This is a genomic window from Staphylococcus massiliensis CCUG 55927, from assembly GCF_000298075.1.
GTDB lineage: Bacteria > Bacillota > Bacilli > Staphylococcales > Staphylococcaceae > Staphylococcus > Staphylococcus massiliensis.
Genome location: NZ_JH815593.1, coordinates 235,001 through 251,051 on the forward strand (window position 1 = coordinate 235,001; position 16,051 = coordinate 251,051).

Genomic DNA, 16,051 nt, shown 5'->3' on the forward strand with positions numbered 1-16,051 from the left:
TTGAGTAATCAAGACATTCGAGTTGTGGTCGGAATGTCAGGTGGTGTAGATAGTTCCGTAACAGCTCAAATTTTAAAAGAACAAGGCTATGACGTCATCGGTATCTTTATGAAGAACTGGGACGACACTGATGAGAACGGTGTATGTACAGCGACTGAAGATTACAATGACGTGATTGCAGTTTGTAACCAAATCGGTATCCCATACTATGCGGTCAATTTTGAAAAGCAATATTGGGATAAAGTATTCACGTATTTCTTAGACGAATATAAGAAAGGTCGTACACCAAACCCAGACGTCATGTGTAATAAAGAAATTAAATTTAAGGCATTTCTCGAACATGCACTTAAATTAGGTGCTGACTATGTGGCGACAGGTCACTATGCGCGTGTACGTCGCGATAATGGTAAAGTCGAAATGTTACGTGGTGTCGATCAAAACAAAGACCAAACGTATTTCTTAAACCAACTTACACATGAACAATTATCTAAAGTAATGTTCCCGTTAGGCGAAATGGAGAAAAGCGAAGTTCGTGAAATCGCGCTAGATCGTGGTCTCGCAACAGCTAAAAAGAAAGACTCTACAGGAATCTGCTTCATAGGTGAACGTAACTTTAAAGACTTCCTTTCACAATACCTACCAGCTCAACCTGGTAACATGGTGACTTTAGATGGTGAAGTTAAAGGTAAGCATACTGGTTTAATGTATTATACGATTGGCCAGCGTCATGGTTTAGGTATCGGCGGTGACGGTGATCCATGGTTCGTCGTAGGAAAGAATCTTGATGATAACGTTTTATATGTTGAACAAGGATTCCATCATGATGCGCTATATAGTGATTATCTGATTGCTTCAGACGTTTCATTTGTAAATCCAATCAATCTAGACGAACCGTTAACATGTACGGCTAAATTTAGATATCGTCAGAAAGATACGAAAGTGACCGTTACGAAAGAATCCGAAGATGCGATTCGCGTGACATTCGATACTCCAGTTCGTGCCATTACACCAGGTCAAGCAGTTGTGTTATACGACGGTGAAGTGTGCTTAGGTGGCGCAACAATCGATGACGTCTATATAAACTCAGGTCAATTAAGTTACGTTGTATAACGTTAGGCTTAGGCATAGAGATGTGTCTAGGCCTCCATTTATTTAAAGCGATTTCTTTCAGCAAAATGAAATTCAATAACATTTCTATTATAATAGAAGAAAAAGATGAGGAGCTAAAACACTATGACACGTCAAGAAGAGATCTATGACTTAATCAAAAAGGGTCAATATGAGCAAGCACTTAGCGCACTTTTTGAGAATATCGAACAATCTCCTGAAGAAGTTGAAAACTATATCAATGCAGGTGTACTTTTAGCTGAAGCCAATCAAGTTGACAAAGCAGAACGCTTCTTCCAACGTGCGATAACGTTAAAGCCAGAACATGGCGCAACGTACTATAATCTTGCGAACATGTATTACAATCAAGGTCGCTATAAAGAAGCGATTAAATTGTATCAACTTGCGAGCCAGAAAGGCTTTGATTCAGTTGACACAAATTATATGATTGGCATGTCATTCAATCAGCTTGAGGCATTTAACGAAGCGATGCCATTCTTAATGCGTGCTGCCGAACTTGATCCTAGGGACACTGAAGTACAGTTTCAATACGGTTTAGTTTTATGCCATTTAGAGATGTTTGAAGAGGCCATCAAACAGCTTAATCATGTACTTGAAGTCGATCCGAAACACGTTGACGCAAGCTACAATTTAGGACTTGCTACTTATATGGCGCATGAGGACACAGATGGTGCGATTGCTTCCTTTGAAAAGGCCATTGAAATCGACCCGGGTCATTTACTAAGTCAACATGCTTTAAAGACGTTTAAAGGTATTAAAGAGGAGGAGTAGGAAATGTCAGAACCTACATTGTTTGATTATTCCATCATCAAAGGTACGGTTGAAATCGTTCTTTTCCAGAATAAGGAAAATTTCTATACGGTATTAAAAGTAGATAAAATTGAATCAAACGAAGACTTTGATGATTCACCGACGATTGTAGGTTTCTTTCCGAATATCCAAGAAGGCGATACATACACGTTTAAAGGTCAAATTGTCGAACACCCGAAGTATGGTAAGCAGCTAAAAACAGAAACGTTTGAAAAGGAAATACCTCAAACCAAAGACGCTATCATTAATTATTTATCGAGTGACTTATTTAAAGGTATAGGTAAAAAGACAGCTACTACGATTGTCGAAACACTTGGTGAAAATGCGATTAATGATATCCTTAACGATAAAACGGTGCTAGATCAGGTACCACGCTTAAATAAGAAGAAAAAAGATCAAATTGCTGAACAAATCCAAAGTAACCAAGAAACTGAAAAAATTATGATTCAGCTTCATGATTTAGGCTTTGGTGCAAAGCTTGCGATGGCGATTTATCAAGTATATTTCGGTGATACGTTAGATGTTATTAATAAGGAACCGTATCGACTCGTATATGATGTAAAGGGCATAGGGTTTAATAAAGCTGACCAGTTAGCGACTAAAATTGGCATTGCTTTTAACGATGATGAACGGATTAAAGCAGGATTGCTCTACGTCTTAGAGGAACAATGCGTTAAGGAAGGTCATACGTATTTAACGATTGAAACGCTTACTCAAGAAGCGCTGAAAATCTTAAGTCGTAGTGATGAAGAAGCCATACAATCAGATCAGTTAGAAAATATGATTGAGCAACTTAGCGAGGAACGTAAACTCATCAAAGATAATGGTGTCGTATCAATTCCAAGTCTATATTACTCTGAGCTTAAAAGTGCGCAAAATATCTTCCGCACTGTGACGCATGACCACCAATTTAAGACGATTGAACAGTCCGATTTGCAACTTCGAATCGGTGAAATTGAAGAACATAACAATGTTACTTATGCGAAGTCTCAACGTGAGGCTTTAGAGACTGCAATGAATTCGAAAGTCATGCTATTAACAGGTGGTCCTGGTACAGGTAAGACAACGGTAATCAAAGGAATTGTTGAACTTTATGCAGAGGTGCACGGAATTTCACTAGATTATGATGATTATCAAGAGGACGACTATCCCGTCGTTCTAGCTGCTCCGACTGGACGTGCGTCAAAGCGTCTTTACGAATCGACAGGTTTAGAAGCGATGACCATTCATCGACTTATAGGTTGGAGTCAAGATACGAAACCTGAAGATATTCTAGATAATGAAATTAACGCGAAATTGATTATTATTGATGAAATGTCGATGGTAGATACATGGTTGTTCCACCAATTTATGAGCGCTGTGCCAATAGACGCCCAAGTCATTCTTGTCGGGGATGAAGACCAATTGCCTTCAGTAGGGCCCGGGCAAGTCTTCAAGGACTTGATTGACGCGAATGTGTTAAAGCGTATTAACCTTACCGAAGTATATCGACAACAAGACGGTTCAAGTATTATCCAACTTGCGCATCAAATTAAGCATAAGGCGCCGGTTGATGTTACTGCGCGTTTCCATGACCGTAGTTTTATTCCATGTGATACAAGTCAGATTGCTGACGTCGTTGAGAAGATTGTGAAGAACGCCGTTACTAAAGGTTACGATATGACAGATATCCAAGTATTAGCTCCGATGTATCGTGGTAATGCAGGGATCAAACGTCTGAACCAAGTACTGCAGAACATTTTAAATCCGCTTGAAGATGATAAGCGTCAAATTGAGTTTGGCGATGTTCTTTTTCGAAAAGGCGATAAAGTCTTGCAACTCGTTAATCGTCCGAATGATAATATCTTTAACGGTGATATCGGCGAAATTATTGGTGTCTTTTGGGCAAAAGAGAATGCTTTAAATAAAGACGTCCTTATCGTCGACTTTGATGGCAATGAAATCACATTTACGAAGCAAGATATGATGGAGTTGACCCATGCGTATTGTACATCCATTCATAAAGCTCAAGGGTCTGAATTTCCGATTGTCATAATGCCAATGGTTAAACAATACTTTAGAATGTTGCAACGACCGATATTATATACTGGTCTCACGCGAGCTAAGCAGTCGTTAGTATTCTTAGGTGATCCGAGTGCTTTCGAACTAGGACTTAATACGGAAGGGCAAATGCGCATGACGCGCTTGAAATCGTATCTTGAGGCATATTTCGATGGTAAGAGCGTCAATGAAGTTGAAGTGGAATCGAAAGATAAGGTTCAGTCTTCACCTGATTCAAAAGACAATCAAAGTGTACGAAATGAAACTGAGGATGAACCCTCTAGTGAAGATGAAGCTTTAATTACGCTTTCTGAATCGACGATATATCATATTAACCCTATGATTAATATGGGTGACATCACGCCATATGACTTCTTAGAAATTGACAATGAAGCTTAATATCTTTTATAATTTAATTAAATTAACGATAAAGATGAGTAAATAATCTTGTGCTTTTCAGAGACATACTGGTTGGTGTAAAGTATGACACAAATTATTGAACGCTACTTTATTTGATAACCGAAATACGCATTTAGAGTGATGATGATAAATCATAATTAGGGTGGTACCGCGAAGCATTCGTCCCTTTGATAGGACGGGTGTTTTTTTATTTTATGAGGAGTGATTGTTATGAAAAAGCTTAAGGCAAGTGACATTAGGCAAAGTTATATTGATTTCTTTAAAGAAAAGGGACATATGGTCGAACCTTCTCAACCATTAGTGCCTATCGATGATGATACATTATTATGGATTAACTCAGGTGTAGCGACATTGAAGAAATACTTTGATGGTCGTGAAACACCGAAGCAACCAAGAATTGTGAATGCTCAAAAAGCAATTCGTACAAATGATATTGAGAACGTTGGCTTCACTGCAAGACATCATACGTTCTTTGAGATGTTAGGTAATTTCTCTATTGGCGATTACTTTAAGAAGGAAGCGATTGAGTTTGCTTGGGAATTCTTAACAAGCGATAAGTGGATGGCAATGGAACCAGAACGCCTTTATGTAACGATTCATCCTGAAGATACGGAAGCTTATAAATTATGGCATGAAGACATCGGTTTAGAAGAAAGTAGAATTATTCGTATTGAAGATAACTTCTGGGATATCGGTGAAGGTCCATCAGGTCCTAACACTGAAATTTTCTATGACCGTGGATCTGAATATGGTCAAGATGATCCTGAAGAAGAAATGTACCCAGGTGGCGAGAATGAACGTTATCTTGAGGTATGGAACCTTGTATTTAGTGAGTTCAACCATAATAAAGACCATAGTTACACACCTCTACCAAGTCAAAACATTGATACTGGTATGGGTCTTGAACGTATGGCATCTATTTCTCAAGATGTGCGTACGAACTATGAAACGGATTTATTTGTTCCTATAATTAAAGAAGTTGAGAACGTTTCAGGTAAAACGTATTTAAAAGATGAAACACAGGATGTGGCTTTTAAAGTAATTGCAGACCACATTCGAACAATTTCGTTCGCGATTTCAGATGGCGCATTACCAGCCAACGAGGGACGCGGATACGTACTACGCCGCTTATTACGTCGTGCTGTGAGATTCAGTCAAACACTAGATATCAACGAGCCGTTTATGTATGCATTAGTTGATACAGTGGCTGAAATTATGGAACCATATTACCCTAACGTCAAAGAAAAATCTGATTTCATTAAACGTGTGATTAAATCAGAAGAAGAGCGTTTCCATGAGACATTAGAAGAAGGTTTATCTATCTTAAATCAATTTATGAAAGATGCGAAATCTAACAACAATGAAATTAACGGTAAAGATGCCTTTAAACTATATGACACTTACGGCTTTCCAATTGAGTTAACTGAAGAAATTGCTTCTAATGAAGGCTTATCAATTGATATGGCAACGTTTGATACTGAAATGGATAAGCAAAAAACGCGCGCGAGAGAGGCACGTCAAGCTTCACAATCAATGCAAGTTCAAAGTGAAGTACTTGGACAAATTGATACCGAAAGCAAGTTTGTTGGTTATGATGTGATGGATACGACGACTACAATAACTGACTTAATTAAAGATGGTGAACGTGTTGATAGTGTTGAAGCGGGCGACGAAGTTCACTTTATACTAAAAGAAACGCCGTTCTATGCGGTAAGTGGTGGTCAGGTAGCTGATAAAGGTACTGTTTCAAATGAGACATTTGAGATTGAGGTTACTGAAGTTATTAAGGCACCTAATGGTCAGAATTTACACACAGGTAAAGTTAAGTTTGGTGAGCCATCAATTCATCAAAATGTTGAAGCGTCTGTTAACCATGTTGAACGCCAAGATATTAAGAAGAATCACAGTGCAACGCATTTACTTCATGCTGCTTTAAAAGAAGTCTTAGGCGATCACGTTAACCAAGCTGGTTCACTTGTAGAAAGTACGCGTTTACGCTTTGACTTCTCTCACTTTGGCGCTATGACAGATGACGAAATTAAGCAAGTTGAGCAACGTGTAAACGAGGAAATTTGGAATAACTTACATGTTTCTATTGAAGAGATGCCAATTGAAGAAGCTAAGGCTAAAGGAGCGATGGCACTATTCGGTGAGAAATATGGTGATGTCGTAAGAGTTGTAGATATGGGGCCATTCTCTATTGAGCTATGCGGTGGTATTCATGTCACGAATACTTCAGAAATCGGTTTATTTAAGATTGTATCTGAATCGGGTACGGGCGCTGGTGTTCGTCGTATTGAAGCCTTAACTGGTAAAGAAGCATTCCGATACCTTGAAACAATTCAAAACCATTTCAACGACGTGAAGGCCTCCGTTAAAGCCAAAACTGATGATCAAGTGCTTCAAAAAGTAACGGAGCTTCAAAGTAAGGAAAAAGAACTTGCTAAAACGTTAGAACAACGAAACAAAGAAATTACGAAGCTTAAGATGGGTAATGTTGAAGATCAAGTTGAAACGATTAATGGAATTAAAGTCATTGCCACTGAAGTAGAGGTTTCAAATCCAAAAGAAATTCGTTCAACGATGGATGATTTTAAATCTAAATTACAAGATACTGTTATCATTTTAATTAGTGATGTAGGCGGTAAAGTATCAATGATTGCGACAGTTCCTAAGGACTTAACTCAAACGATTAAAGCTGGCGACATTATTAAGGAAATGGCCCCTGTTGTTGATGGTAAAGGCGGCGGCCGACCTGACATGGCGCAAGGTGGCGGAACGAATCCTGATAAAATAACAGACGCGTTACAATTCATTAAAAACTACATTAAATCACTATAAGTTCTGAAACACATCGTGTAGAATGTAATTAAAGGATTTATCTATTAAGGAGTGTTGAAGATGAACAATTTCGATAAAACAATGAAATTTAGTTATGAAGATATCCCAACAGAAGATGTAAAATCTGTATTAGACAACGTCAATAAAACTTTAGAAGAACGTGGCTACAATGCTGTAAACCAAATCGTTGGTTACTTACTTTCAGGAGACCCTGCTTACATTCCTCGTCATAATGAAGCAAGAAACCAAATTAGACGCATTGACCGTGATGATATTATGAAAGAGCTTGTATCTTCATATCTAGAGCAAAATAAAAAGTCATAATATGTTAAAACATAAAATTATAGGATTAGACGTTGGAAGTAAGACTGTCGGAATTGCCATTAGTGATCTAATGGGATGGACAGCACAAGGGCTAGATACACTCCGAATTAATGAAGATAAAGGCGAGCTTGGTATTGATCGAATCGTTGAAATTATTAATAAAGAAGACGTAGGTTCTGTTGTTATTGGTTTACCTAAGAACATGAACAATTCTATTGGATTTAGAGGCGAAGCATCGTTACAATATAAAGAGAAGTTAGCAGAAGCATGTCCTAACTTAGAACTGATAATGTGGGATGAACGCCTAAGTACTATGGCAGCTGAGCGCTCATTATTAGAAGCAGATGTTTCAAGACAAAAAAGAAAGAAAGTAATTGATAAAATGGCCGCAGTGTTTATCCTTCAAGGCTATTTAGATTCTTTAAATTAAGGAGCGTAATACTATGACAGAACAAAATAATCAAGATGCAAATTTAGAAATTAACGAGAAAGAGGAACTTTTAACATTATTTGATGAAGATGGTAACGAAGTTCTTTATCGTAAAGTATTAGAATTTTATCACCCTGAATTCAAAAAAGATTATGTGATCTTAGCTGAAGAAGGTGCATCTGGTGATGAGGATGACTTAGTTGAGTTAATTCCGATGATTAACGAACCAGATGAATCAGGTGACGGTGGTAAATTCTTACCAGTTGAAACTGATGAAGAGTGGGACATGATTGAAGAAGTTGTTCATACAAATTTAGATGAACCAGAAGAATAATTCATTAAAGTTGAGCGCGATACTTACGTATCGCGTTCTTTTTTGAGGTTAAAAGATAAAAATAGAATAATATTTTACATAAAAGAAATATTGTGTATACTTAAATTAAAAGTTAGAAGCGCATTGTTTTTACGTTATACTCAGGGCCTTTTACGAAAAGAACGTAAGAAGTTCTAAACTAGAATTTACATCAGGAGTAGTTATTCACCATGAAAAAATTCTTAATTTTTATAATTAGTATTATTGTTATTGGCGTGATATTAAGTTTCAGCTTGAGGCATTTCAATCATTTTGTCGATAGATTAAATCCGCTCGAACCAAGGACAAAAAGTTACGCTAAAGTACCTCATACAATACAAGAAGAGATGAAAAAATTGTCTGATAAAGCACTCATGAACTTACAAGACTATCGAAACATCAATATCTATGATGAAAAAGGTATTGAACGCACATATCATCTAGATTTTGAAGGCCATGATCCGCTAGGAACATATGTGGTTATTGATCATAAAGGACTGTGGGTTTTTAGCATAGAATACATAGATAAGCATACATTTAAGCATCAAACAGGTAAGGAATAAAAAAGTTTACAACTAAGGTGAGGACATCATGAAAAGATTACTAATAACTGATTCACTTAAGAGGTTTGAGGCTTATGGTTAAATTAAAGGTAATCATCTATGCATTCATATTTTTAATACTTAACTTTATATATGTACAATTCTTTAATAACCTAGAAGAAATCAAACTTCCTAACTATACACATAGTTTAACCATTGTGAGCTGGGATCAAAAACTTTCCAAAAAAGAAATAGAAGAAGAGATAGATAAAATTTCAATCAGGCATAACGAGGTATTTATATGTGTTAGTGATAAGTATAAGGGCGAACATTTAATTAAGACGGTGACGTATTTTCCGAGTAACGTAAAACACGATAAAATAACACCATTTAGTCCTAATGTTGACTATGAATATTTAAAGGTAGGTAGTACAGAAAGTTTGAAGTTACCGATAACATCAACTTTTTACACGACTAGACCCTTCTCTAAATCAATAGAAAATGATTTTGAAAAATTAGGACTCAAAGTTGTTTATTCGTATCAAACACCTGGATTAATTTTTAATGATTTTATTCAAATTTATTCAATTATACCACTACTCATCGTTATCTTAATACTCGTATTAATGCTAAATATAGTTGATACAAGTAAAAATTTGTATCAATTTGCGATTCAACGCTTGAATGGTTGGTCAATGAAAAGGGTTTTTTGGGTTTCTTTTAATAAGGAAATGAAAATTATTCTAATAACTTATTCCATATCCGCTATGATCATGTTTATAATTTTGATTTTTTATAATCAGTTGGCCCAATTTAAAACGTTTCTGTATCAATATCTAATATATTCAGTATCAATCATTGTAATAATTATAGGTTTATTTATTATCAGTTTTGGCATCATTGCACGTGCTTCATCACAAATAAGTAAATTTATAAAAGGGGCTATGTTATCGAGGGTATTGAATTTTTTACCACAAACAATGAAAATGATTTTAATTGTCATTGTGTTGACAACGATGTCTGTAAGTTTAAATAACTTAAAGACGTACCAAAGTAGCACGGAGGCTCAAAATAAATGGAAGAAAATTGAAGATCTTTATGTAATTGACTTTGTGCCTCTACATAATAGCAGACAAAAATATCATGACAAAATCACCATTGAATCTTACAAGCTTTTACAGCATCAGAAGTCTAATAATGTTATCATTTCGCGGAGTGATGCGAAATATGGTGAAATGTCTATAAGTGATTCATATGATAGATATATGTGGGTTAATCGAACATTTTTACAAGATCAATTGAATTTCAATGAAATTAATCGACGTGTGAAGCAATTTTCTAACAATACATTACTAGCTTTATATCCACAAAGAGATTTTAATAAAGACGACGTATCTCAACTCAAATCTGATATAAATAATAGTTTAGATATGTATTACGAATTAGATAAAAGATTAGATTACACTAAGGTAAATAAACCATTAGTCAAGATCGTCCCATACCAAGAACAGATACGTGCATTTAATTATAACTCAAGAATCGGCTTAGAATTTAGCTTTGAAACAAACCCAGTCCTTATTGTAATACCTGATCAATTACCTCTTCATGATCTTTATTATTCAGCATTGACTAAAAATGAAATTTTATTTAAGGATTTTGAGGAACTTGCTTCATACATTGAAAATAGCGTCCTAAAGCATTTCTTGAATGGTATTACAGACATAAAGTATGTGGTTGATAAAGATATTAAAGTTCTAGAATCTAACCTGTATTACAACTTTATTGCTTTAAGCGTAAGTATGATTATATATGGGTTCACGTTGTATTTTACTACTCAAACTCACTTTGAATTACATAAAGACAAAATATTTATAAAGTATTTATATGGTAGTCATTTTTTACATCGACATAGAACCTTCCTAATATATGACTTATTGCTTACTGTAATTGTAAGTTATCTCATCTACCATTTTAACTTGGCGTCGTTCTCACCATATCTATATGGGGCCATCCTACTAGCAAATACATTAATAATGACGTTGTTACTGCGAATTTTAGAACGACCTGCATTTAACCGTTATCAAGAATTACTTAAAGAATAATTTATTATCTATATTGAATAAATAGGTGTGCTACTTCATGAACACTTGGAAAGCATATTGTATTAAAGAGGTGTAAGCATATGATTCAATTAAATAACTTTACAAAAAGGTACGGACAAAATACCATTTTTGATTCATATTATTTAAGTATAGCTGAAGGGGTTATGGTTGCTATAACAGGTAAGAGTGGATCGGGTAAATCTACATTGTTAAATTGTATATGCGGATTGGAAAAATTTGATACTGGAGAAGTATGGATTAACTCTAAGAATATCGCGAAACTTTCTCGACGCCAAAAGATGTTGATGTATCGGAATGAGTTTGGTTACTTGTTCCAAAACTATGCCCTCGTTTCATATGAGACGATTGAATACAACTTGAACCTTGTCTTAACATATATGAAGTTATCTCAGAAAGAAAAGCGTGAACGCATGAGAAATGTGCTTGAGAAAGTAGGGTTAGAGCATCCACTCAAAACGAAAGTATTTACATTAAGTGGTGGTGAACAACAACGTGTGGCACTCGCGCGTTTGTTACTTAAAAAACCTAAAATTATTTTTGCTGATGAACCAACAGGTGCATTAGATGATAAAAATAAGCACGAAGTCATGCAACTTATCACTTCTTTAAAGGGTCAATCTACGATATGTATCGTAACCCATGATCCAGAAGTGATTCAATACTGTGATTATGAAGTTAAGCTATAAATCAAATGCCCCCTAAAATAAATCGTATTGAATTTAAAGGGCTTTTCAAAATGGGGAAGATTATTAGCACTGCTTAAAATTAAACTTTAACTCAACTGAGTAGGTAATTGAAATTTCTATTAATTTCGTGCCTGCTCTTTTAATTTTACACTTATAATTTTGGTCAATATATGATAGAATATTTAAAGTTAAATTACGACACAGATGAAAACGCGAGAAATAGTACAAATCAGTCACCGATGACTGATTTATTTTATTATGTGTTCATTTAGAAGGAAGTATGTTTATGTCAGAGAAAGATCTAAATTATCTCGTTAACTTACATCAAGTTTTAAAGGAAAATGATACAATAGAACAATTGCGTGAATATGCCGAAGCACATCAAGTTCCTATCGTTCATCCTTTAACTTTAGATATGATTAAACAGTTAATACGTATGAAAGACGTTCGATCAGTTTTAGAAATTGGAACTGCGATAGGTTATAGTAGTATGCAGTTTGCTTCAGTTAAATCGGGTATCCATGTCACAACGGTTGAACGAAATCCTGACATGATTCAACGCGCTAAAGAAAATATTCAACACTATAGATATGAGGACAATATCACGCTTGTTGAAGGTGATGCGTCTGAGCGACATGATGCGATCTTCAATCAAACGTACGACATGTTATTTATTGATGCAGCAAAAGCCCAATCAAAACGTTTCTTTGAAATGTACGCGCCATTAGTTAAGCCAGGCGGTCTCATCTTAACGGACAACGTGTTGTATCATGGATTTGTTGCAGATATCGATGTTGTACGTAGTCGTAACGTGAAACAAATGGTTAAGAAAGTACAAAAATATAACGAGTGGCTTATTCAATTAGAAGGTTATCATACGAACTTTTTAGATATAGAAGATGGACTAGCAATTACGATAAAAGGAGAATGAGAATGACTGAATTATTAGTAACACCTAAGTCTATAGACCATATCGAAACGCTAATCGATAAGGGTGCTGATGCATTTGTTATCGGTGAAGAAAAATTCGGTTTACGTCTAGCAGGTGAATTTAAACGTGATGATATGAAACAAGCTGTTGAACTGATTCATGCGAATGGTAAAAAAGCTTACGCTGCAGTTAATGGTCTTTATCATAACTATCATATCAATGCTTTAGAAGACTATATTCAATTCTTACATGACATTAGAGTAGACCGTATTATCTTTGGTGATCCTGCGGTAGTTATGATTGTTAAAGAACAAGAAAATCCAATTCCATTGAACTGGGATGCTGGCACACTTGTCACAAACCACTTTCAATGTAATTATTGGGGACGTAGAGGCTCTAAACGTGCCGTACTCGCTAAAGAATTAAGTTTAGAAGAAATCATTAATATTAAAGAAAATACTAATGTAGAAGTAGAAGTTCAGGTTCATGGTATGGCATGTATGTTCCAATCTAAACGTATGTTACTTGGTAACTATTATACATTCCAGGAACGTCAAATGAAGATTGAACGTAACCAATCTGAAAAGACATTACTACTATACGATGAGGAACGTGATAATAAATACCCAGTCTTTGAAGATTACAATGGTACACATATCATGTCGCCAAACGATATGTGCCTAATTGAAGAGTTAGAACCTTTATTTGAAGCGGGTATTGATAGTCTTAAAATCGATGGCGTACTTCAAACAGAAGCATATATCAATGTGTGTACAGAACAATATCGTGAAGCCATTGATTTATACAATGAAGATCCTGAGCTATATGAAGATGAGAAATTCATGTTAGTTGATCCAATTGAAGATATTCAACCTGAACATAGACCTTTTGATGAAGGGTTCTTATTCAAACAAACTGTATATTAATGAACTGATTGATAAATTTATAGGAGGGTTTAAGTTTGAAAACTTTAGAAGCAGTAAAACCGAAATCTAAACCCGTTATGAAAAAGCCAGAACTACTTGCACCTGCTGGTAACTTAGAAAAACTAAAAATTGCCGTTCACTACGGTGCAGATGCGGTATTCTTAGGTGGACAAGAATACGGGTTACGTTCTAACGCTGATAACTTTACAATGGAAGAAATTAAAGAAGGCGTTGATTTCGCTAAACAATACGGCGCTGAAATCTATGTAACAACGAATATTATTGCGCATGATGAAAATATTGAAGGCTTAGAAACGTATTTAAGAGACCTAGATGCGACAGGAGCTACAGGAATTATTGTGGCAGATCCACTTATTATTGAAACATGTAAAGAAGTGGCACCTAGACTTGAAATTCATTTATCTACACAACAATCTCTAAGTAACTATAAAGCGGTTCAATACTGGAAAGAAGAAGGTCTTGACCGCGTTGTACTTGCGCGTGAAACAGGCGCAATGGAAATGAAAGAAATTAAAGATAAAGTCGATATTGAAATTGAGGCATTTATCCATGGTGCGATGTGTATCGCGTACTCTGGTCGTTGTACATTAAGTAACCATATGACTGCGCGTGACTCTAACCGTGGTGGTTGTTGTCAAAGTTGTCGTTGGGATTATGATTTACTTGAAGTAGAAGATGACGGCGAACTTGATTTAGTATATGATGAAGATGATGTTGTACCGTTTGCGATGAGCCCTAAAGACCTAAAGCTTATCGAATCTATTCCAAATATGATGGATATTGGTATTGATTCTCTTAAAATCGAAGGTCGTATGAAGTCTATCCATTATATTGCGACTGTTGTTTCGGTTTATCGTAAAGTCATTGATGCTTACTATGATGATCCTGACAACTTTAAAATTAAAAAGGAATGGTTAGTAGAACTTGATAAATGTGCGAACCGTGACACTGCACCCGCATTCTTTGAAGGTACGCCAGGTTATCATGAACAAATGTTTGGAGATGAATCTAAGAAGAAATCACCATATGATTTCTGCGGCTTAGTACTTGATTATGATGAATCAACACAAATGGCTACAATTCAACAACGTAATAACTTTAAGCCTGGACAAGAAATTGAATTCTTCGGACCGGAAATTGATACATTTACTGAAACAATCGATAAAATCTATGATGAAGAAGGTAATGAACTCGACGCTGCGAGACATCCACTTCAAATCGTCCAAATTAAAGTTAGTCATAAAATTCATAAGAATAACATGATGCGAAAGGAAATTGGATGATGAATAACGTTACGATTATTGGTATTGCTGGTGGCTCTGGTTCAGGTAAAACAACAGTTACAAATGAGATTATGAAAAATCTAGAAGGGTATAATGTTGCATTACTAGCTCAAGATTATTACTACAAAGATCAATCTCATTTAACATTTGATGAGAGATTAAAAACCAACTATGACCACCCATTTGCATTCGACAATGAATTGTTAATAGAGAATCTAGAATCGCTTAAAAACGGTGAATCAGTTGAAGTACCTACTTACGACTATACTGAGCATACGAGAAGTGACAAAACGGTTTACTTTGAACCAAAAGATGTTATTATCGTAGAAGGTATATTTGCATTAGAAAACAAGGCATTAAGAGACATGATGGATGTTAAAATCTATGTTGATACAGATGCGGACATCAGAATTTTACGCCGTTTAATTCGTGATACGAAAGAACGTGGAAGAACGATGGACTCTGTAATCAATCAATATCTTAATGTCGTACGCCCAATGCATATTCAATTTATTGAACCAACGAAACGATATGCAGATATCATTATTCCTGAAGGTGGAAGTAACAAAGTTGCTATTGATATCATGACTACAAAAATCCAAACGTTGGTTAAAAATCACGACTAACATTTTGTAAAGGAAGATGACGAATGGAAAATCAAAAGCAATATCCTATGACCAAAGAAGGTTTTCATAAGTTAGAACAAGAACTTGAAGAATTAAAAACCGTTAAACGACCTGAAGTTGTTGAAAAAATTAAGATCGCACGTAGCTTTGGTGACCTTTCAGAGAATTCAGAGTACGATGCAGCTAAAGACGAACAGGGTTTCATTGAACAAGACATTCAACGTGTTGAAACAATGCTACGTAACGCTTTAATCATCGAGGATACTGGTGATAACGGCGTAGTTCAAATTGGTAAAACTGTAACTTTTGTTGAATTACCAGGTAATGAAGAAGAATCATATCAAATCGTTGGTTCTGCAGAAGCAGACGCTTTTAACGGTAAAATTTCTAACGAATCGCCAATTGCTCAAAGCTTAATTGGTAAAAAACTTAACGATGAAGTTCGCGTACCACTTCCTAACGGTGGCGAAATGACTGTTCAAATTAAGAAAATCGAAAGCAACTAATAATCGTATACATGTAGACATTTAAACTCAATTTCTGAAGGCGTTACAGTAGGTTATCCTCC

Annotated in this window: 15 protein-coding genes and 1 other annotated feature; all 15 genes read left to right on the forward strand. The window is 35.6% G+C overall.

All coding sequences use genetic code 11. The features are described from left to right. The 15 genes from mnmA to greA all read left to right on the forward strand — a co-directional run bounded on the left by mnmA (window position 1) and on the right by greA (window position 15,989). Window positions 1–1,110 (forward strand): tRNA 2-thiouridine(34) synthase MnmA, encoded by a 1,110-nt coding sequence (mnmA, locus tag A33S_RS0101500; RefSeq protein ID WP_009382642.1) that lies wholly within the window; start codon window positions 1–3, stop codon window positions 1,108–1,110. 123 nt (window positions 1,111–1,233) lie between these two features. Then, the gene (locus A33S_RS0101505) at window positions 1,234–1,899 is read left to right on the forward strand and encodes a tetratricopeptide repeat protein (RefSeq protein ID WP_009382641.1); all 666 of its coding nucleotides are present in this window, start codon (window positions 1,234–1,236) and stop codon (window positions 1,897–1,899) included. A gap of 3 nt (window positions 1,900–1,902) precedes the next feature. Continuing rightward, window positions 1,903–4,377: an SF1B family DNA helicase RecD2 gene (gene recD2 / locus A33S_RS0101510; RefSeq protein ID WP_017176477.1), complete on the forward strand. Its 2,475-nt coding sequence runs from the start codon at window positions 1,903–1,905 to the stop codon at window positions 4,375–4,377. A gap of 22 nt (window positions 4,378–4,399) precedes the next feature. After that, window positions 4,400–4,568: a binding site (T-box leader), on the forward strand. A gap of 40 nt (window positions 4,569–4,608) precedes the next feature. After that, the gene (gene alaS, locus A33S_RS0101515) at window positions 4,609–7,239 is read left to right on the forward strand and encodes an alanine--tRNA ligase (protein WP_017176478.1); all 2,631 of its coding nucleotides are present in this window, start codon (window positions 4,609–4,611) and stop codon (window positions 7,237–7,239) included. 60 nt (window positions 7,240–7,299) lie between these two features. After that, window positions 7,300–7,563, forward strand: a complete 264-nt coding sequence (locus tag A33S_RS0101520) for an IreB family regulatory phosphoprotein (protein ID WP_009382637.1) — start codon at window positions 7,300–7,302, stop codon at window positions 7,561–7,563. Window position 7,564: 1 nt separating this feature from the next. Further along, window positions 7,565–7,993: a Holliday junction resolvase RuvX gene (ruvX, locus tag A33S_RS0101525; protein WP_009382636.1), complete on the forward strand. Its 429-nt coding sequence runs from the start codon at window positions 7,565–7,567 to the stop codon at window positions 7,991–7,993. A 13-nt stretch (window positions 7,994–8,006) separates the two neighbouring features. Further along, window positions 8,007–8,327, forward strand: coding sequence for a DUF1292 domain-containing protein (locus tag A33S_RS0101530; protein ID WP_009382635.1), 321 nt, complete (start codon window positions 8,007–8,009; stop codon window positions 8,325–8,327). A gap of 209 nt (window positions 8,328–8,536) precedes the next feature. Then, window positions 8,537–8,908 (forward strand): hypothetical protein, encoded by a 372-nt coding sequence (locus A33S_RS0101535; RefSeq protein WP_009382634.1) that lies wholly within the window; start codon window positions 8,537–8,539, stop codon window positions 8,906–8,908. 74 nt (window positions 8,909–8,982) lie between these two features. Further along, complete coding sequence (locus A33S_RS0101540; protein WP_017176479.1) at window positions 8,983–10,989, forward strand: DUF1430 domain-containing protein; 2,007 nt, start codon at window positions 8,983–8,985, stop codon at window positions 10,987–10,989. An 80-nt stretch (window positions 10,990–11,069) separates the two neighbouring features. Further along, complete coding sequence (locus A33S_RS0101545) at window positions 11,070–11,696, forward strand: putative bacteriocin export ABC transporter (protein ID WP_009382632.1); 627 nt, start codon at window positions 11,070–11,072, stop codon at window positions 11,694–11,696. Window positions 11,697–11,982: 286 nt separating this feature from the next. Continuing rightward, the gene (locus tag A33S_RS0101550; protein WP_017176480.1) at window positions 11,983–12,627 is read left to right on the forward strand and encodes a class I SAM-dependent methyltransferase; all 645 of its coding nucleotides are present in this window, start codon (window positions 11,983–11,985) and stop codon (window positions 12,625–12,627) included. Window positions 12,628–12,629: 2 nt separating this feature from the next. Further along, window positions 12,630–13,553, forward strand: a complete 924-nt coding sequence (locus A33S_RS0101555; protein ID WP_009382630.1) for a peptidase U32 family protein — start codon at window positions 12,630–12,632, stop codon at window positions 13,551–13,553. Window positions 13,554–13,630: 77 nt separating this feature from the next. Then, on the forward strand, window positions 13,631–14,857 hold the full coding sequence (locus A33S_RS0101560) for a peptidase U32 family protein (RefSeq protein ID WP_392450437.1): 1,227 nt from the start codon (window positions 13,631–13,633) through the stop codon (window positions 14,855–14,857). Then, window positions 14,857–15,483, forward strand: coding sequence for a uridine kinase (gene udk / locus A33S_RS0101565; RefSeq protein ID WP_009382628.1), 627 nt, complete (start codon window positions 14,857–14,859; stop codon window positions 15,481–15,483). Before A33S_RS0101560 ends, udk begins: the two co-directional genes overlap by 1 nt. Window positions 15,484–15,506: 23 nt before the next feature. Then, window positions 15,507–15,989: a transcription elongation factor GreA gene (greA, locus tag A33S_RS0101570; protein WP_017176481.1), complete on the forward strand. Its 483-nt coding sequence runs from the start codon at window positions 15,507–15,509 to the stop codon at window positions 15,987–15,989. Window positions 15,990–16,051: the final 62 nt, after the last annotated feature.